Here is an 18,268-nt window from a genome sequence, read left to right on the forward strand (position 1 = left end):
GGCATTGGGTTATTTGCTAATTGATTTTTTAACACCTCATTTCTTTCAAACTTTTAAGTTTACTACACTTTGGTTTTCAAAAGCTCAAAATCTTGTAAGCGCTATCTTAAGTTAAGTATAGCAAATTAACCTCTGTTTTCCATCTTGCAATTGTCATTTTCTTAATATGACAGAAGTCATTGTCATTAAGGCAACAAAAAACCAGGATGTCCCGCACGAGCACTGCGCACATACTTGGACTAATCCTAGTCTTATCGGTCATAATCTGTTAAGTTGTTTTCTTCTATTATAGTAATTAATTTATCAGCATAGTTGGGATCGCTGTTAAAACCAGCAGCCTGCAGAGCTCTGGCAACTGTTTTGTAACCGCTGGAGGTTGTCATTGTGGTATAGAGCGCCTTATCCCATACCTTGTCCTGACGCAGGAGTGCCAGATAATCATACAAAGAATCTTCCCAAGACTTATAAACAAGATAGCGGTTGGTAACCTGATGCCAGCGGCCGTTTTTGTATTCCCGGCTTTTCAGGCGAACACCTCTCTGACCGGATCTGGCTTTAATGCTGAAAAGATTGTGATACTTACTAGCCAGCAAAGTTCGGCCAAAATTGCTATCCAAGGCTGCCTGACCGATGATTACCGAGCTTCTCACCCCATACGTTTTAGATAATTTTTGCGCTGTCGGAGCAATTTCTCTGATAAATTCTTTATGGCTGTAGGTACTGTCAGTCTCCTTTTGAGCACTCGCCAATCCTCCGCTGCCTAAAATCGGAAGGAAAACAGCCAAAAAAAGAAGCGAAATGATTACCACAAAAAACTTAAATTTGAGTCTTGCTCTCACCGCTTATTTCTCCTTTAACTTTTTTAAATATTCTTCTAAGGTTAGATTGTGTTTGGTCATGTATTTAGCAGATTTTACGCCAACGTAGCGATAATGCCAGTCCTCATAGCCAATGCCTGTTGCACTCTTTTTACCCTTGGGAAAGCGCAGCACGAAGCCATACTTAGGCGCAAGTTTAGCAACCTTGGCAACAACATCCGAATCACTTTGATTGAGACTATCAACAGTACTCATGTCAACAGCTAAGCCTGTTTGATGCTCACTGGCTCCTGGGGGCTGCGAATAGGTCTGCACCTGCTTTTCGGCTTCTCCCTGGGTCAGACTGGAATTATTTGCCTTTTCCTGAGCCACGTAGCTATTATAAAGTTCTTCTTGATAAGCAACACTGCGGTAGCCTGATATCAAGTGCTCATTGGCATCAATTTTTTGAGCAGCTGCCAGAAAGCTGCGGGTGTTCTTTGCGATACGAGAATCTACTGAAATACCGTTAATATCGGTTAAATCAGGATTCATCTCAGCCTTTGTATGGTCTCGGTTAACTAAAACCAGTTCCCAATCATCCGGCGAAACATCTGGCAGATCCGCTGCCTGAGAAGATGAGGTCTTTTTTTGAACTGTGTGTTCTGTTTTGCTTTTTGCAGTTTCCTGATGAGTGCCTCGCTGGCCTTTATTCAGGAAAAGATAAATTCCAAAGATAAGGAGCAGAACAACTCCGATTTGTACTAAAACAGTCAGTAAATTAGATTTGGTTCTCATTAGCTTCTTTCAAAATTTGTCTTCCTTGGTGGCGGTAAGCCATGTCTGCAATCGTTTCAATAGAAAATTTCTGATTTTCATAAGAAACAACCGTCACGCTGCCATTATCAATAGCAGTTTTCTCTTGTTCATGATCAACCAGCCACACAAAAGTTCCTATGGTCAAGCCGTGACTGACAACGATAGCATTGCCACCGCCTAATTTTTCAATAGACCGGGCAATGGCTTCAAAGCCGCCGTAAATACGATTCTCAATCACTTCCCAGGGCTCAGCCCAATTAGCTGTATCTACTTCAATAAGACTGGCTGCCAGCTCAGGGTAAGTGACTTCTGTAAAAGTCTTGCCCGTATGAAAAGCTGCTGTCCGTGGCAAAACTCCCTGAAACAAATCCCCGTCATAACCGCCATCAAGACTGCCAAAACACCACTCCCGGATGCGCTTATCACGTGTATAAGGCAGACTTTCATTGCCCGTCTCGCGAAGAATAATTTCCATGGTCTGCATAGTTCTGCCGCTGTCACTGGAGAAAGCTGCTTTAAAAGGTATCTGAGCTTCTCTCAGACCAATACCCAGCTCTCGTATCCCTTCTTCACCGAATTTTGTCAGAGGGGTGTCACTCCAACCTTGGGCACGTCCAATTGTATTAAACATTGTTTTCCCATGTCTAGCTATATAGAGTTTTGTTTTTGCCATTTTACCCTCCTAATCTAGCCTATATTATATCATGAAATGAAAACACTTGCAAAAAACTTGCAAGTGCTCTCCTAATTCTTAAAACTGTGTATTGGCGCAGGAATCTGACCGCCGCGGGCAATAAAATCTGCAGCTGACTTTTTATTAATTGGCATAACCGGAGCGACACCTAGCAGACCGCCAAATTCAATCGTATCGCCTTCTTTTCCTTTAGGAATAATCCGGACAGCCGTTGTTTTTTGATTGATAACACCTATGGCTGCCTCATCAGCAATCATAGCTGCAATCGTTGTATCCGGTGTATCAGCTGGAATGGCAATCATATCAAGGCCGACCGAACAGATAGCAGTCATAGCTTCCAATTTTTCAAGATTGAGCGAACCGTTTTGCACAGCGGCAATCATGCCTTCATCTTCGGAAACCGGAATAAAAGCCCCTGACAGACCGCCAACCTGATTGCAGGCCATGACACCGCCTTTTTTGACCTGGTCATTGAGAAGAGCCAGCGCCGCCGTTGTCCCATGGGTCCCGACCGCTTCCAGTCCCATTTCTTCAAGAACACGGGCAACCGAATCTCCGATGGCCGGAGTCGGAGCCAGTGACAAATCAACAATACCAAATTTAACACCGAGACGCTCGCTAGCCAGCGTTCCTACCAACTGTCCAATACGGGTAATCTTGAAAGCTGTTTTTTTGACCGTCTCAGCGACAACATCAAAACTTTGGCCGCGGACTTTCTCCAGAGCACGCTTAACAACTCCCGGACCTGATACTCCGACATTGATGACAACATCAGCTTCACCCACACCGTGAAAGGCACCTGCCATAAAGGGATTGTCTTCAACAGCATTGGCAAAGACTACCAGTTTAGCAGGGCCCATCTCAGAAGCAGCAGACGTTTCCTTGATAATCCGCCCCATATCACGAACCGCTGTCATATTAATACCAGACTTGGTTGATCCGATATTGACAGATGAGCAGACATAGTCAGTCTCAGCAAGAGCACGAGGGATAGAGTTGATGAGAATCTCATCTCCCTTTTGGTAGCCTTTTTGCACCAGGGCAGAAAAACCGCCAATAAAGTCAATACCGATTTCCTTAGCTGCCTTGTCTAAAGCCTTAGCCAAAGGGACATAGTCGCTGGCATCAGTGGCTGCACCGATGATTGAGATCGGAGTAACAGACACGCGCTTATTGACAATCGGAATCCCCAGCTCAGCAGAGATTTCATTTCCAACTTCCACCAGTTTCCCGGCCTTTTCTATAACCTTATTGTAGATCTTATCAGCTGCTTTATTGATATCCGAATCAATACAATCAAGAAGCGAAATTCCCATGGTAATTGTCCGAACATCAAAATTTTGCTCTTCGATCATAGCAATGGTTTCAGTAACCTGTTTAATATCCATTTGCTCAAGCCCCCATCTTATAAGTTGTGCATAGCATCAAAAATAGCTGAGCTTTGGATATTGATTTTTACATTTAAAGTCTCACCAAAAGTTTCAAACTCTTTTCTAAGCTGAGCAAAATCTTTTTTCTCATCAGCAGAAACCACTGCCATCATGGTAAAATACCCCTCTAAAACGGTCTGTGTGATATCATCAATATTAAGTCCTAGCTCCGCAATTTTCGTTGCCACACCTGCTACAATTCCGGTCCTGTCTTTACCAACTACTGTAATAATCGCTTTCATAAAAGCCTCCAAATGTATAATATTTTATTTATTTTAGCATAAAAAAGATGAAAATTCTATATTTAAAAGGTTATTAACGTTCGGTTTTTCCTTCGTTCTGTGCTTATCTGGCTAAAAAAATTGGCAGCAACAACTAAATTTCTAAACTTTAGCTATAAGTAATAACTGTAATAGCTTTTCCTTGTCTTTCATCTCCAAAAATGATAAACTATAATTAGTTTATAAACTAACAAAGGAGAGGCATATGTTTGCAGGCAAGAGACTGAAAAAAAGAAGAGAAGAGCTTGGGCTTTCACAGGCACAGGTAGCTGAGCAGCTGAAAATTTCCCGCCCGTCTTATTTTAATTGGGAAGCAGGTAAGACCCAGCCCAATCAAAAAAATTTGGCTAAGCTGGCTCGGCTGCTAACAGTGGACCCTGCTTATTTCTCTTCCCATTATGATATTATCCGGATTTACAGTCAGCTAAACAAGGACAATAGGAAGAAAACACTAAACTATTCACAGAATTTACTGAATCAGCAAAACAAGGCGGTGCAAACAATGGAAAACACACTCTATAGCTACAAAGTTTACGAAAAGCTATCTGCAGGTACAGGTTACTCTTATTTTGGGGACGGCAACTTTGATACAGTCTTTTACGATGAGGAAATTGACCACGATTTTGCTGCTTGGATTTTCGGAGACTCTATGGAACCTACTTTTCTTAACGGTGAGGTGGCTCTTATTAAGCAGACAGGATTTGATTACGATGGGGCTATTTATGCAGTCGATTGGAACGGTCAAACCTATATTAAGAAAGTCTACCGTGAGGAAAAGGGGTTGCGCTTAGTTTCTCTCAATAAAAAATACGCCGATAAATTCGCACCTTACGAGGACAATCCGCGAATTATCGGGCTGATTGTCGGCAACTTTATGCCTCTTGAAGCCTAGAGGCTTACTGAAAACTAAAGGCAGCTTTAACTGCCGCTCTCAGATGATAATGCGGACAGAGTGAAATCACACATACAGCGCTGAAGCTGCTCTTTTACTTATTTTAAACACCCTAACAACTAGCTTACGCTTTCTTTTCAACATAAATCTGGGCAGCGACAGCTGAGGTAATCAGCAGCTGCCTGCCATTCTTTTCAACCGTATAGGCACCGGCAAAATCATCATACTCCAAAAGCCTTAGTTCATCACCAATCTTTAAAGAATGCTGCTCCATATATTTCAGCAGCTGAAAATTATCCTGAACACGTTTTAAAATGTAAGATCCTTTTTTGACCGTTCCCTTCAAGGTCCTATGGTATTTTTCAACCAGAAGCTCTCCGTACTGAGGAATAGTACCTCCATGCGGACAGACTTTTGGATAATCAAGGAGTTTGTCCAAGCGTTCAATAAAAATATCAGACACCGTATGCTCCAGCACCTCAGCTTCTTCATGAATTTCATCTGCTGTATAGCCCAGATGATTCATCAAGAAAACCTCAATTAAGCGATGCTTGCGGTAGAGGGCTGATGTCAAAGCCATCCCTTCTTTAGTTAAAAGATAGCCTGTTTGCTTATCCTTAAGAATCAGGCCTGCCTGCAGAAGTTTTTTGACCATTTCTGAAACTGCCGGAGCAGAGACTGACATTTTGGCGGCAATATGTTTATTGCTGATTTTTTCTCCGTGCTCACCGAGTTCATAGATAATTTTAAGATAGTCTTCTTTGTTGGGTGTCATAGTTTATCCTCTTCTTTGTCAAACTCATTATATCAAAATGTTAATAAAAAGGGGATAAAAGTTTTTATTATGAGGATCAGGAATAAACAGCTCTGATGGTTTTGCCATCAGCCACAAAAGAATGTCGGCGGGAAAAGGCAACAGCTGGAATACATCTGACTGGCTCTGCCAGCTTTAGTCTTCCCAGCACAGTTTTAGGTTCTTAAGTAGCAGCAACCGTTGTCGACTGAAACTCTCGTCTCTTGATTTTTTAAGATGGCAAACAATCCTCAATGAAAATCAAAATCAGACTAGGCGACGCAGATGCAGATAGAACGGTCTTCATCAAATCAAGGCAGCAAGCTCTGAGTTTGATCTTCGAAGAGTATAAGCTTTGTACAGTTAGGCTCAGCTGGAGGACAAAGTTTTTTTGAGACCTTTCTTAGACGATGGCAGACGGCAGCAGCTTAGTCTACCGAGACAGGCCTGCAGTAATTTTATCTAAATTCCACTCCATCATAGCATAGTAGCTGTCTCTGGCCTGTTCTTTTTAACAATTGAATCTGTAAACAGCTTAGCTGTGATAGGAATGCCTGTATTCTGAGAGACAACCTTCATTGGCCGTTCATCAACACTGCTTTTCACAAAAAGTGCCAGAACTTGCTTTTTACTTTGCGGATGCCTATTTTTTCTGGCAAAGAGAAAGCAACGAGAATCAATAGCTTACTGTGAACTATTTCCCCAAGAAAACGAATTTAGCGATAACTAGCAATATGGAGTTAATGGCAGCTAATGCTGCCATTAATCATCGTTCATGCAAATGTTTAGCTTACAAAGCAGCTTTTGAGGTATTTATGAATGAGTTTTTACAAATCTTGCACTTATTCTTGCAATTCGTCAAAATAAAAAAACAAGACAGCGCAGTAATTTCCTAACCACTTTTACTGTCTTATTCTTAGCAAGCGATATCAGGTTAAACTGCTGATAGCTGTGCCTATTGTGTTTGTTTTAATATTTTCTTTAAAAGTTTTAACAGAGACTTCTAACTGCTGCCGACCGCCTTAAGCTTTATTGCCCTGTCGACGCGACACGCTGCCTAAATATTGACACCAAGTTTGTCTGGCTCCATTTTCCAAAAGACTAATGGCAATAGTTTCGGCACTTTTTTTACTTTCCGCTAAGGCAATCAGACAACCCCCGCGGCCGCCGCCGGTTAATTTCGCACCTAAGGCACCTGCCTGCCGCGCCACCTGACTCAAGCGATCCAAAGCAGCATTGGAAACTGTCAGAGAAGCCAAAAGCTGATGAGCCTCATTCATAATCTCCCCTAATTCTTGCCTTTGATTGTTCAAAAGGGCCTCTTTGGCCAATCTAGACAGCTCACCTAATTCTTTGATTGACAGTTGAGCATTAAAACGATTTTTTTCTTGTTTTAAAAGTTCCTTGACAGACTGGATGGCTTTTAAGGTTTGTCCCGTCTGGCCCGTGTCAGCGACGACCAAATAAGCATCCATATCAATTGTCAGCTGTTCAATCGGCTGATCCTTGACAAAAAAAACAGGGGCTGTACCGCTGGTCGTGACCGTGTCAATTCCAGAGGGATTGCCGTGCGCAATTTTTTCCGATGACTGAACAATCTCCCAGAGCTCCTTATCACTCAGATCCTTTCCATAAAAATTAAAAAGACTTCTAGCGATAGCAACTGCCACTGCAGCGCTTGAACCCATGCCGCGCTCTGCAGGAATTGTAGAGCGAATCTCTATATGGATAGGCGGATCTTGCGGTGCTCCGATTCGGTAGAGGGAAAAACGAATGGCATGCTTAAGGCTTTCGAGGATCTCGGGCATCTTATGTACCAGACCGTCATAAAAATCACAGGTGACCGTCAGCGCCTCGCCTTCTGCTTTAACTTCTGCTATCGTTTCCACAGCCGAAAAAGGCAGGGCAATTGCCGGTTCTCCGTAAACGACGGCATGTTCTCCCATTAAAATAATTTTCCCGGAGGCTTTCCCTAAAGCAATTTTTTTCTCAATGATAATATTTCTTTTTTCTTTTAATTGAGGGTTAATCATATTCTTATTATATCACTTTTCCTAAACTCACCCAATGTAAAATATTTTTTGATGTGAATAAAGCTGTGCTTGATGCTACAGCATGGAAAAACTCCTCTTAGAAAGAGATGGCAGCGCACATCTTATCATCAAGGAGTTTTTCTGTTAATGGTAATCTTGATCTTCTTGCTGAACTTCCTTTATTGACAGCATTCCTTAACAGCAGTTTCAGCTGCAATACGGCCAAAAGTAAAGATATCAGCCAAGGCATTACCGCCTAATCGATTGCCTGCGTGAATCCCTCCCGAAACTTCTCCTGCTGCATAAAGTGCGGGAATCTTACTGCCATCTTCTTTTATAACATGCGTCTGCGTATCAATCTTCAGACCGCCCATAGTGTGATGAGTGGCCGGTTTACGCGGAGTTGCATAGAACGGTGCTTTTTCAACCTTGAGATCAAATGCTCCCTTGTCAAATTCAGGATCATACCCATCATCGACATAGGAATTGTACTTATTAATTGTTTCCACAAAAGTTGCGGGATCCACACCAATTTGCTCTGCCAATTCTTCCAAAGTATCAGCCCGGTAAAGCGTTCCTGCTGCCACCTGCTCTTCGATTTTTTCATTACTGGTATTCATAGCGGTTGCTTTGATATTTTCATCGGCAATCAGGTAGAAGAGACCGCCGTTATCAATCGCAGCCTTGGAAAGTGTATCACGGCTGCCATACTCATCTACAAAACGTTTACCTTCTTGATTGACCATCACAAAGTTTGCCGGCGGAACTTGTAAACCGGAGAAAATAGCGCCTGTATTAGGATCAGACACCGGCATCATTTGTGTGAAGCCCATATCAACAAGAGCAGCACCAACACTTTGTCCCAAACGAATCCCATCACCTGTTATGGCTGGCGAATTGGTCGTTTGAATATCATCATCAATTTCTGTCCAATAGGTGTTGTACTTCTGCAGCATCTTGGTATTGGCTCCAAAACCGCCAGAAGCTAGAATTACGGCTTGAGCATTGACAGTAATAGCTTGCCCATTGCGCCCCTTAGCAAGCACACCCTTAATAAGACCATTTTCCAAAATAAAATCTGTCACCGCAGTATCGGTTAAAATGCTGGCTCCGTTTTTATGAATATAAGCTTCCAAAGCTGCGATAAAGGCATAGCCCATTGGCTGTTTAGGCTTATGAGAACGGCGCCATAATGCCCCTACTGGCATGCTGACTTCAGAACGGTCAAAGTCGACACCAATATCTGCTAACCAATGTACGGAATCAAGATCATTCTCTGTTAACACTTTGACAAGGTCATAATTTCCATAAGCTTCATAACCATTGAGATCTGTCCGTTTACCGCCAAGATAGGTTTGAATGCGATGGAGAATATTAGAATCAAATAAATAAGTCGGATCTTTCAAGTAGTCGGTTATCTGCCGCTTTAATTCTCGAAAATCTGCCAAATATTCTGGTGCAATGCTTGCTTCATCTGTTTTAATTAACTCAGAAAGATTATGAGCTTCTCCAGGATTGGCAGGGAAAGTCTTTTGCCATTCAGGGTCTGCTGCATTTAACAGTCCTCCCGAACGTACCGTATTGCCGCCAACAGCAGGAAACTTTTCAAGCACTATCACCTTCTTGCCCTCTTGCAAGACCCGAGCAGCAGCAGCCAATCCTGCTCCGCCTCCGCCTACGACAACAACATCTGTGTGATAGGTCTTATCTTCATGATCCAGAGATGATGGAGCCTTGGGACGCTTACGCAAGACATCTGGGTTAGCACCAGCCATTTTCACCGCACGAGCAACTCCGTCCAAAACGCCCTTGCTGGTCACCGAAGCACCCGAAACAGCATCAACGTTGAGCGTCTGTCCTTCAATGATTTCATTAGGAATGCGGGTGAAGACGATATCGGAAATACCAGACGTTTCACCTGATGAGTCAATATCAATTTTCTCAATTTTTTCTTCAGATAAGGTAACCGCCATTGGCAGTTTGCCATTATGGCCTTCTGTTGTTACTTGGTAGGTTCCCGGTTCAAAATGAACTTCCTCCGGCAGATTCAGCTGATTAGCTACATCCACAAAGCGCAGGAAGCGTGAAAAACAGCTGTCCAAAAAGTCCACCGTTTCCTCATCTTTTAGATCCCCATTTTCATCAAAGGCTTGATGGGCACGGCCAAGCAAGAATTCACTGCCCGGCATAACAGTAGCATTGACACCGGGAGCATCCAGAATCTGGCGCAGATGGAGCTGCGCTCTAGATGACCCTTGCACATCATAGGACGCTCCTACAACCATCACAGGCTTGCCATCCAGCGGGTGAATAGCGAAAGACAGCCATTCCAAGAGACTGTTTAGACTGGATGGAATGGTATGATTATGCTCAGGTGTTGCAATGATGACCCCATCGGCTTCACTAATTTTGGTATTAAAGCTTTGGATAATAGCTGAGCTGGTTTGATCGTCTGTTTCATTGAACATGGGGACGTCAACGATTTCCACGATGTCTATGTCAGCCTTTTTGGCAAAATGCTTCTGCATGAATTGCAGCAGCAGGCGGTTGTACGATTTTTTGGCATTGGTTCCGACAATAGCAACTAATTTCATTCTATTCACCTACTTCCCAAGCGAATGCTCTCTTGCGGTCTGTGTCAGCTTGTTTGACGATTTGCTGCGTGATGGCCACAAAGTCTTGAAATTCTGCAAAATGGTCTTCCAGCTCTGTCACTTTTTCAGGATTATTGAGGTTGCAGTTATCGTCCAATACTTGTTCAGAGTGACCGAGGAAGAATTCGGTTCCCGGCATGACACGCGCCTTCAGCTCAGGTGCATCCAAGATTTGACGTAAATGAGCCTGAGCACGGGATGTTCCAAGAGCACCCAGCGAACAGCCCACAATCATAGTTGGTTTGTTAACAAGGGCCCGACTGGTATAGGCAAGCCATTCTAAAGCGCTGGCCAGCGGTGCCGGAATAGTGTGGTTATACTCGGGTGTTGCGATAATAACGCCATCAGCACCGGCAATTTTTTCAGAAAAAGCAGCCACTACAGCTGGAGCAGTCTTGTCCTCAGGTTCATTGAAGGCTGGTAAATCTTTGATTTCTAAAACTTCAATATGAGCCTTGTCCGCAAAGTGCTTGGCCATGAATTTCAATAATTTTCGATTGGTTGAACGATCAGAATTGGTTCCGACAATACCAACTAAATTCATATGTGTCACCTCTTTCTCATTTTTATTTTATTCAAATTAAATATAGCACTCCTGATTTTCAAAAGCAAGCGTTTACATGAAAATCACAAACCTTTTCTCAGCCACCAAAAACCATAACTTTTGTTGCTTTGAACATCAAAAATGGACCCTTGATTTTTCAAGGGTCAAATCTAAAATCAGGCAATTCGCTACAGTTGATAATGAGCCCTTTCAGATAGCATCCGTCTAAAGAGCACCGCCGTTGCTTGCAATAATTTCTTTCATCCACTGATAAGACTTTTTGGGGATGCGCTTGAAACTGCCTCGTCCTTTATCATCCATATCAACATAGATAAAGCCATAACGTTTTTTCATCTCACCTGTCGAAAGAGAAATAAGATCAATCGGACCCCACATCGTATAACCCAGACAGACAACACCATCAATATTAACGGCATCTGCCATAGCACGCAGATGATTTTTCAGATACTCAATCCGGTAATCATCTGCTACATAGCCCTCTTCGTTTGCCTGATCAACAGCTCCTATCCCATTTTCAACGATAAAGAGCGGTTTTTGAATACGATCATAAATCTCATTCATGACATGGCGAAGCCCCAAAGGATCAATTGCCCAGCCCCAAGGCGTCTCCTTTAAATAGGGATTAGATGATCCTCCCACATTGAACCAGTCGTCACCTGCTTGAGTCGTGTTGGAACGATAGTAGCTAAAGGAAATAAAATCTAGCTGACCTTCCCGCAAAAAAACCTCATCCCCTTTAGCCATCTGAACAGATTTGACGCCGTGTCTTCGCCAAATATCCCTGGCATAAGAAGGATAATATCCGCGACCCATGGTATCAATGAAATACCAGTTTTCACGCCGTTCTTGCAGACGCTGGAAGACATCCTCTGGTTTGCAGCTAACAGCGTAGAGTTCGCTCATGGCATACATAGCTCCGAATTGGCTGTCCGGCATCATTTCATGTCCTAGCTTAACAGCTTTGGCACTAGCTACAAACATATGGTGCGCTGCCTGATAACGATCCTGGCCTGTTGAATTTCTGGTACCGCAGGGACCAAAGCCTCGCACAGCATTGATTTCATTAAAAGTTAGCCAATAGCGGCAGCGGTCCCCATAACGCTCAAAAAGCACTCGGCAGTATTTAACATAAGCATCAATTAAGTATCGGGAAGACCAGCCATCATATTTCAAAGCTAAATTCATAGGCATCTCATCGTGGCAAATCGTGATCAAAGGCTCCATCTGATACTTGGCCATTTCATCAATGACCCGGTCATAAAACTGCAGACCTTCCTCATTGGGAAATTCTTCTTCTCCAGTAGGAAAAATACGGCTCCAGCAAATAGAAAACCGAAAAACATTGAATCCCATGCCAGCCATTAAGGCGATGTCTTCTTTGTAATGATGGTAAAAATCTACAGCCTTGTGGCTTGGATAGTATTCACCGTCCAAGAAAACCGGTCTGGCTGTTGGAGGTACCGGATCAGCATAGAAGAAAGAACTTCTCGGTCTGACGATAGAGCCATCAGGCATCTCCATGGTATGATGGCGAGGATGCTCTGCTGAACCAGCTGTTTCATAGTCGTGAGACAAGAGCCCGCGGCCGCCTTCGCCAAAACCGCCTTCAAACTGAAAGTCCGCCGTAGCACCGCCCCATAAGAACTCTTCTGGTAATTGATAAGTCATAAACTTTCTCCTAAAGTATCGTTCCTGATTTTATTTTTCCTTCATGTCTGAGGGAAATGTGTTTACCCTTGCTATCCGTAACGACCATTATTGTGGTTATATCATAGCCTTTTCGCACCAAGGCCTCACGGTCAATTTTAACAATTGGCTGCCCAGCTCTGACCAAATCCCCCTGTTTAGCAAGGACATCAAATCCCTGACCTTTTAACTCAACCGTATTGATTCCAACATGAACAAGAATTTCCACTCCGTCTGCTCGTGTCAAACCAAAAGCGTGACCGGTTGGAAAAACGGTTGTTAGCTTTCCGTTTGCAGGAGCAACGATAAAATCACTTTCCGGGCTGAGAGCTACACCGTCTCCCATCATTTTTGATGAAAAGACCTCATCAGCAACAGCTTCAAGCGCCAGCAGCTGACCGTCAGCAACAGCTACAATAGCATCGTCTGCTACTTCAACCTTGACAGGCTCTGTCGTTTTTTCTGAGTCCTCGTTGTCGATATTTAAAACAAAGGCAACAACTGCCGCGACAGCAATGGATACTAAGATACCAACCGCAGCAGCCATGGCTGTTTCCTTAAAAATCGGCAGGGACAGAATATTCGAATAGCCCATGACATAGGCTCGAACACCAAGGAGACTGGCTACAAGGCTGCCAGCAAAACCGCCGGCCATAACGGCATACATTGGCTTTTTATATTTTAGATTAACTCCGTAAATAGCCGGTTCTGTAACACCAGCAACGATGCAGCCGATGGCAATAGAGAGGTACTCGCTGCGTTTCATTTTATCTTTGGTCCGCGCTGTCACGCCCAAAACTGCTCCACCCTCAGCCATATTGTGCATCAAGAAGGCCGGACGCAACATAGAATCATAACCCGGATCAGAAATCAGCTGAGGCATAAAAGGTGTGATGGCAGTATGCATGCCAGCCATAACCATCCATGGAAGAGCCGCTGCTAATAAGCCGACTGCCAAAGCACCGATAGTTCCATCCAGCCACATAAAGAGGGCGGCAATTCCTCGGCCAATATAATTTCCCAAAGGTCCTAAAATGAGAAAACCTAAACTGCCAGCAATAAAAATAGTGCCCATCCCGACAAAAATGGCCTTAAAAATATTAGGAATAATTTTATTCAGCAACTTTTCTGCATAATAAGCCACGATTGCAATCAGTACAGCAGGCAGCAGAGTTGTTCCATAAGAGAGCAGATTGACTGGCAGACCAAACAAACTAATGGGCTTTGCAGCTGTTACCAAAGCTGTAAAATTCCCATGCAGTAAGGATGCCGCTGCAGCCATAGCGTAAATCTGAGTGCCCCCAAGTTTAGTCGCTGCCCCATAAGCTACAAAAATAGGCATAAAATAAAAGGGAGCATCTGCAATAGCCGAAATCAGTTGATAACTAGAGGTATTCACATAATTCGCACTGATGAAGGTAACCACTAGCAAGAGCGCTACTTTCAGCATGCCGCCGGCAATCAGCCCTGGAATCATAGGCGTTACTGTACTGGAAATAAAGCCGATTGTTTTGTTCAGAGCATTTCCCCAAGTCAAGGGCTCCTTTTGTTTTAAATCACCGTCCAAATTTTCATTAATCACTCCGCCAGTCTTAATATCAAAGTCATGAAGAATAGCATCATAGACAGGAAGAAGATTTTCTCCCAAAATGACCATATACTGACCGCCGGCGTAGACCACTCCGATAACGCCATCCAGCGCTTCTAAAGCTTTTTTGTCCGCTTTCGTAGCATCTTTAAGGCTGAATCTCAAGCGTGTCATGCAGTGTGACAGTATCTCAACATTGGCCGCACCGCCTACGTTTAAAACGATACCTTGGGCTAGTTTGTTATAATCCATAGCACCCTCCTTTTGATAAAATTATCAAAAAAAATTGTTATTTTTTACAGAAATTATACAACCTTTTGAAAGCGGTGTCAATATCTTTTTAGCAATTTTTTTATTATATTTTGACAATTTTACCGTTTTCAATTACAATATTATATTAGGTGGAAAGCTATGAATTTTTTAGAAAATATTGAACTGCATGAAGCAGATTATTCCAAGACCGAATGGAAAGTCTATCAGTATGTCACCAAAAATATTGAAACTTTAGAGACCTTTACAATTACTAAAATTGCTGAATTGTCACACACTTCGACTTCTGCTGTCCTGAGATTCTGTCAGACCTTGGGCTATAAAGGCTTTAAAGATTTCCGCTATGCGGCTATTGATTACCTTCATCATTACTACAAGCGGGACTCTGCCGATATTTTGGATCAGATGACCGATAATTACACCAGTCTTATCAACCAGATACGCAATCTCAATCGCGATGATATTAATCGTCTGTCTCAGGCAATTTTGACACCTGAAAAGCTGCATATCTTTGGTATTTATTTGTCCTCTCTGCCGGCTAAATACCTTCATATGGGCCTGCAAAACATCGGTATTGCCAGCCATTTTGCAGGCGATTTAAACAGCGGCTCCCATCTGACCAACATCATCAGCGAAGAGGACACACTAATTATGTTTTCTGTGGCAGGCAGCATTTCCAATTATAAAAGATCCCTGTCGGCTCTGCAGAACAATATGCCCAAGAATTCCTATTTGATTACTCTCAATGAAAAAGCCACATCCGCTAAATATTTCGGGCACACCATCGTTCTTCCCGGAAGCGTGTTCAGCCAGCAGTCTATTGTCGATATCCAGTCTGTGACCATTATTTTTGTGGAAATCCTTCTCAATTTAATTCATGAGAAACTAGGATGATTGAAATAAAGCTGCCAAGGAGCTGTTGAACTCAGCTTCCCCTGCGTAAAATACAGATAAAACCTAAACTGAACTTTACTAGAATAAAAAAAGAGATTAGCAGCTGCAAATCAGCAAATTTACAGTTGCCAGTCTCTTTTACTTTTCAAATTCAAAATATAAGGTCACAAATTTTGCATGCTTTAATGCGGGCAGAGTGACAGTATTGTTTGATATAGGCAAATTAGTTTTTTCATCTTCTTTTAAATCAACCAGCTGTGCTAGCTTTAATGGTTTGTTGAAGTGAACAGCTATTTCTTCATTCTGATGATAACTTCCATTATAGAAACGGCTGATGATTCCTTCCTTGTCTTCAGCACCTTTCACAGTACTTAAAACAGCCTTCCCACTAGCATTAAATAAGGAATAGGACATGGGAAGTGTTTTTTCAACATCAAACTGAGTAAACCGAAGTCTCGTATTCAAATACTCCGCGCATTGGTACAGTTCAGCTCCCTTTAAGTAGTCTGTGACTTTTTGTGCCAGCCCATACTGAGAAAGCCTTCCTTGATAATAGATAAGCGAAAAATCAAAGGTCATTATCTTGTGGAGCTGAGCAGCTGGTGTTGCTACTGTTGTTTCGCCTGATGCCCTTCCAGGCCGATAAAGAAGATTTTCCTTTCCCATAAAACCGTAAGTTCTAAACAGAGTCAAGCGAACAGTATTAAAGTCATCACCAATAATTTCATATTCTCTGACAGCCTTGGGAATAACAGCTAGGCCGCGTTCTTCATTCTCCAAAGCGACAAAATTTTGACAGGTTTCAATAGCAATCGGAAGCTCATTCCATAGCTCTGGTTCTTTTTTCCACAGTTCCATCTCCTTTTTACGGACAACCGGCCGCCTCAAAACTCCAAACTGCTGATCGGTATAAGAAAAATTAGAAGCTATAGCCGCATCAAATAGAACACACAGTCTGTGACTATCCACTCCTCGATTGTCCACCTCGCATTGCCAGTCAATAAAAGGACTTCCTTTTTTTAATTGAATCCGCAAGGTCACTGGAAAAAGCTGACTTTGCTGTCCTTGAGCCCTTTCTTGCAAATTTTTAGGAATCCGCATAGAATACTGAAGCTCAATAGAACTAATGAGTTCTGATTTCTTAACAGTAACAGTTGGTCTAAAATCGCAAGAACGTACGAGAAGATCCTCTCTCGGTGGAGAATAGTTGAAAGAATCGCCATCATCCCCATTTTCTTCCAAAATCCCTTGATTTTTGTACCAACGGTTTAACTTTTTATCCAAAATATCAACTGTATTTTGAGTGTTTACTTGAATGCGGTAAAAATCATTTTCGATTATTCTGTCAGAAGAAAGCTCTTGGTGCTGATGAGTACAGCCCTGTAAATTGATATGAAACTGTTGATATCCCATAGCTTCCAAATCATGCAATTCAACAGCAACCCTTACCTTATAGACTTTTTTAGGTTTAAACTGCTTTTTGGAAGGATCCAAAATATTTCCCTGCCCTAAGATATAATCAGTCTGATCCTGAGCTTCTAAAATAGTATAAGAACAAGGCTTGCCCCTGCAATCTTCAATTGAAAAATCTAACTGCGGTACATATAAGATCGTTTCAAAAACTCCCGATTTTTTAGAGGCAGCTGTGTTAAAAGCCGTAATCGTTATTGCCTTGTCATTATTAACGTGAGCAGCAATCTCTCTCATTTTTAATTCTGCCAGATTTTCAGCCAGTTCCTGTGCCTGTTTATATCGAAAGTAAACATCTTCGTTAGTTTTATCAGAAACGCAGGAGCCGATGGAATCATGGGCCGCATTTTCAAACATTAATTTCCAAAGGTTCTTAACGACTTCTGTCGGATAATCAAACCCCAGACTGTAAGCAATTGTCAAAATAGGCTCCAGTGTGTTAACCAGATAATGCTGAACTTGAGTATTTAACTGCTTTAAGTCTGACCTGGAAGAAAAAATAGACTTATGCACTCGCATTAATTTGCCGTTTAATAATTCTCCTGCAATCTCTTCTAATTTAGGATGCTGAGCTTTGATACTTTTGATATAGCGCTCAAAGGTAGAAATTTCTAGTTCAAATTCATCATAATCTTGGTTGATTCTCTCAATAAGTTCTGCTAGATTTTCTCTTGGCGGTGCCTGATCAAAACCATTTGGAAATAAAAGCTGATCAGTCGTGCTGCGCTTCCAAACCTTTTTGAAAGGATCTTCCTTTAAAAATTTAGAAAGAACTGCCTCATCTTCAGGAATTTCCCCGCCAATATAATAGCCAGCAGGTATTTGATAGACATTGACAACACTGCCATCTTCACCTCGCCACCTGTATTCTGTATGCTCAACAGCATCATCACTGACACCACGCCAAAAAAGCGTGTCTTCCATTCCAAATTCCCGATAAATTTGCGGCATGGCTGCTGATTGCCCAAAAGAATCCGGCACATAAGCCACTTTCATACAGCCTCCAAACTCATTACTTAAAGCCATTCCGTATTGGAGATTTCGAACAATGCTTTCGCCGGAGATAACCATTTGGTCTGTTTGCGTATACCAAGGACCAATAATTAACTTCCCTTCTTTAACTAATTTTTCAATTCTCTTTTTATCTTTTGGTTTAAAGGAGAGATAATCATCTAACAAGGAAGCCTGTCCGTCCAAAACAAAATAAGGATAACCCTCATCTTTCTCCAAAAGCTCCAAAACTTTTTGAAGATTATGCATTAAATATATTTTTGAGCGGCTGCTTGTAAAATACCACTCTCGATCCCAATGTGTATGGGGAACAACGTGTACTTTTTTGACCATGATATTCTCCTTTCTTTAAAAAAATGAGGTCAGACCTATCTTTAACACTCAACCTCAT

At 42.4% G+C, this 18,268-nt stretch carries 15 protein-coding genes and 1 pseudogene; 3 read left to right on the forward strand and 13 right to left on the reverse strand.

Annotated features, from left to right (window positions below; translation table 11 throughout):
* Positions 1-251: 251 nt before the first annotated feature.
* The 5 genes from SRA_RS09540 to SRA_RS09560 form a co-directional block, all read right to left on the reverse strand.
* On the reverse strand, positions 252-839 hold the full coding sequence (locus SRA_RS09540) for a glycoside hydrolase family 73 protein (RefSeq protein WP_003090312.1): 588 nt from the start codon (positions 837-839) through the stop codon (positions 252-254).
* A gap of 3 nt (positions 840-842) precedes the next feature.
* The gene (locus SRA_RS09545; protein ID WP_003090313.1) at positions 843-1,595 is read right to left on the reverse strand and encodes a M15 family metallopeptidase; all 753 of its coding nucleotides are present in this window, start codon (positions 1,593-1,595) and stop codon (positions 843-845) included.
* The gene (locus SRA_RS09550; RefSeq protein ID WP_003090315.1) at positions 1,579-2,289 is read right to left on the reverse strand and encodes a histidine phosphatase family protein; all 711 of its coding nucleotides are present in this window, start codon (positions 2,287-2,289) and stop codon (positions 1,579-1,581) included. The genes SRA_RS09545 and SRA_RS09550 overlap by 17 nt, the downstream gene beginning before the upstream one ends.
* Positions 2,290-2,360: 71 nt before the next feature.
* A complete protein-coding gene (locus SRA_RS09555) occupies positions 2,361-3,698 on the reverse strand; it encodes a PFL family protein (protein WP_003090316.1) in 1,338 nt (445 codons plus the stop codon).
* Between the two features lie 17 nt (positions 3,699-3,715).
* Complete coding sequence (locus SRA_RS09560) at positions 3,716-3,982, reverse strand: ACT domain-containing protein (protein ID WP_003090317.1); 267 nt, start codon at positions 3,980-3,982, stop codon at positions 3,716-3,718.
* Positions 3,983-4,226: 244 nt separating this feature from the next.
* Between SRA_RS09560 and SRA_RS09565 the strand changes: the two genes are divergently transcribed.
* Positions 4,227-4,913 (forward strand): LexA family transcriptional regulator, encoded by a 687-nt coding sequence (locus SRA_RS09565; RefSeq protein WP_003090318.1) that lies wholly within the window; start codon positions 4,227-4,229, stop codon positions 4,911-4,913.
* A 124-nt stretch (positions 4,914-5,037) separates the two neighbouring features.
* Here SRA_RS09565 and SRA_RS09570 read toward each other — a convergent pair whose 3' ends face one another.
* Both SRA_RS09570 and SRA_RS10310 read right to left on the reverse strand, forming a co-directional pair.
* Positions 5,038-5,688: a metal-dependent transcriptional regulator gene (locus SRA_RS09570; RefSeq protein ID WP_003090320.1), complete on the reverse strand. Its 651-nt coding sequence runs from the start codon at positions 5,686-5,688 to the stop codon at positions 5,038-5,040.
* 451 nt (positions 5,689-6,139) lie between these two features.
* Positions 6,140-6,330 (reverse strand): annotated as a pseudogene (locus tag SRA_RS10310) (metal ABC transporter solute-binding protein, Zn/Mn family); the annotation flags it as partial.
* A 119-nt stretch (positions 6,331-6,449) separates the two neighbouring features.
* Between SRA_RS10310 and SRA_RS10380 the strand changes: the two are divergent.
* Positions 6,450-6,602, forward strand: coding sequence for a hypothetical protein (locus SRA_RS10380; RefSeq protein ID WP_003090323.1), 153 nt, complete (start codon positions 6,450-6,452; stop codon positions 6,600-6,602).
* Positions 6,603-6,728: 126 nt separating this feature from the next.
* Here SRA_RS10380 and mvk read toward each other — a convergent pair whose 3' ends face one another.
* The 5 genes from mvk to SRA_RS09605 all read right to left on the reverse strand — a co-directional run bounded on the left by mvk (position 6,729) and on the right by SRA_RS09605 (position 14,484).
* Positions 6,729-7,739 carry a mevalonate kinase gene (gene mvk / locus SRA_RS09585; protein WP_003090324.1) on the reverse strand — a complete coding sequence of 337 codons (1,011 nt, stop codon included), beginning with the start codon at positions 7,737-7,739 and terminating at the stop codon, positions 6,729-6,731.
* Positions 7,740-7,918: 179 nt separating this feature from the next.
* Complete coding sequence (locus SRA_RS09590; RefSeq protein WP_003090325.1) at positions 7,919-10,333, reverse strand: flavocytochrome c; 2,415 nt, start codon at positions 10,331-10,333, stop codon at positions 7,919-7,921.
* A 1-nt stretch (position 10,334) separates the two neighbouring features.
* Complete coding sequence (locus SRA_RS09595) at positions 10,335-10,937, reverse strand: NADPH-dependent FMN reductase (protein ID WP_003090326.1); 603 nt, start codon at positions 10,935-10,937, stop codon at positions 10,335-10,337.
* Positions 10,938-11,162: 225 nt separating this feature from the next.
* Complete coding sequence (locus SRA_RS09600) at positions 11,163-12,626, reverse strand: glycoside hydrolase family 1 protein (protein WP_003090327.1); 1,464 nt, start codon at positions 12,624-12,626, stop codon at positions 11,163-11,165.
* Between the two features lie 10 nt (positions 12,627-12,636).
* Positions 12,637-14,484 carry a glucose PTS transporter subunit IIA gene (locus tag SRA_RS09605; RefSeq protein WP_003090328.1) on the reverse strand — a complete coding sequence of 616 codons (1,848 nt, stop codon included), beginning with the start codon at positions 14,482-14,484 and terminating at the stop codon, positions 12,637-12,639.
* Between the two features lie 159 nt (positions 14,485-14,643).
* Between SRA_RS09605 and SRA_RS09610 the strand changes: the two genes are divergently transcribed.
* The gene (locus tag SRA_RS09610; RefSeq protein ID WP_003090329.1) at positions 14,644-15,396 is read left to right on the forward strand and encodes a MurR/RpiR family transcriptional regulator; all 753 of its coding nucleotides are present in this window, start codon (positions 14,644-14,646) and stop codon (positions 15,394-15,396) included.
* A 138-nt stretch (positions 15,397-15,534) separates the two neighbouring features.
* Here the strand turns inward: SRA_RS09610 and mngB are convergent, their stop codons facing one another.
* Positions 15,535-18,210, reverse strand: coding sequence for a mannosylglycerate hydrolase (gene mngB, locus SRA_RS09615; protein WP_003090330.1), 2,676 nt, complete (start codon positions 18,208-18,210; stop codon positions 15,535-15,537).
* Between the last annotated feature and the right edge of the window lie 58 nt (positions 18,211-18,268).

Source organism: Streptococcus ratti FA-1 = DSM 20564 (genome assembly GCF_000286075.1).
In the GTDB taxonomy this organism is placed as follows: Bacteria; Bacillota; Bacilli; order Lactobacillales; family Streptococcaceae; genus Streptococcus; species Streptococcus ratti.

Excerpts from the sequence above, each read along its gene's own strand:
- SRA_RS09545 (WP_003090313.1), bottom strand. The coding sequence starts at position 1,595 with ATGAGAACCAAATCTAATTTACTGACTGTTTTAGTACAAATCGGAGTT.
- SRA_RS09550 (WP_003090315.1), bottom strand. The coding sequence starts at position 2,289 with ATGGCAAAAACAAAACTCTATATAGCTAGACATGGGAAAACAATGTTT.
- SRA_RS09555 (WP_003090316.1), bottom strand. The coding sequence starts at position 3,698 with ATGGATATTAAACAGGTTACTGAAACCATTGCTATGATCGAAGAGCAA.
- SRA_RS09560 (WP_003090317.1), bottom strand. The coding sequence starts at position 3,982 with ATGAAAGCGATTATTACAGTAGTTGGTAAAGACAGGACCGGAATTGTA.
- SRA_RS09565 (WP_003090318.1), top strand. The coding sequence starts at position 4,227 with ATGTTTGCAGGCAAGAGACTGAAAAAAAGAAGAGAAGAGCTTGGGCTT.
- SRA_RS09570 (WP_003090320.1), bottom strand. The coding sequence starts at position 5,688 with ATGACACCCAACAAAGAAGACTATCTTAAAATTATCTATGAACTCGGT.
- SRA_RS10380 (WP_003090323.1), top strand. The coding sequence starts at position 6,450 with ATGGCAGCTAATGCTGCCATTAATCATCGTTCATGCAAATGTTTAGCT.
- mvk (WP_003090324.1), bottom strand. The coding sequence starts at position 7,739 with ATGATTAACCCTCAATTAAAAGAAAAAAGAAATATTATCATTGAGAAA.
- SRA_RS09590 (WP_003090325.1), bottom strand. The coding sequence starts at position 10,333 with ATGAAATTAGTTGCTATTGTCGGAACCAATGCCAAAAAATCGTACAAC.
- SRA_RS09595 (WP_003090326.1), bottom strand. The coding sequence starts at position 10,937 with ATGAATTTAGTTGGTATTGTCGGAACCAATTCTGATCGTTCAACCAAT.
- SRA_RS09600 (WP_003090327.1), bottom strand. The coding sequence starts at position 12,626 with ATGACTTATCAATTACCAGAAGAGTTCTTATGGGGCGGTGCTACGGCG.
- SRA_RS09605 (WP_003090328.1), bottom strand. The coding sequence starts at position 14,484 with ATGGATTATAACAAACTAGCCCAAGGTATCGTTTTAAACGTAGGCGGT.
- SRA_RS09610 (WP_003090329.1), top strand. The coding sequence starts at position 14,644 with ATGAATTTTTTAGAAAATATTGAACTGCATGAAGCAGATTATTCCAAG.
- mngB (WP_003090330.1), bottom strand. The coding sequence starts at position 18,210 with ATGGTCAAAAAAGTACACGTTGTTCCCCATACACATTGGGATCGAGAG.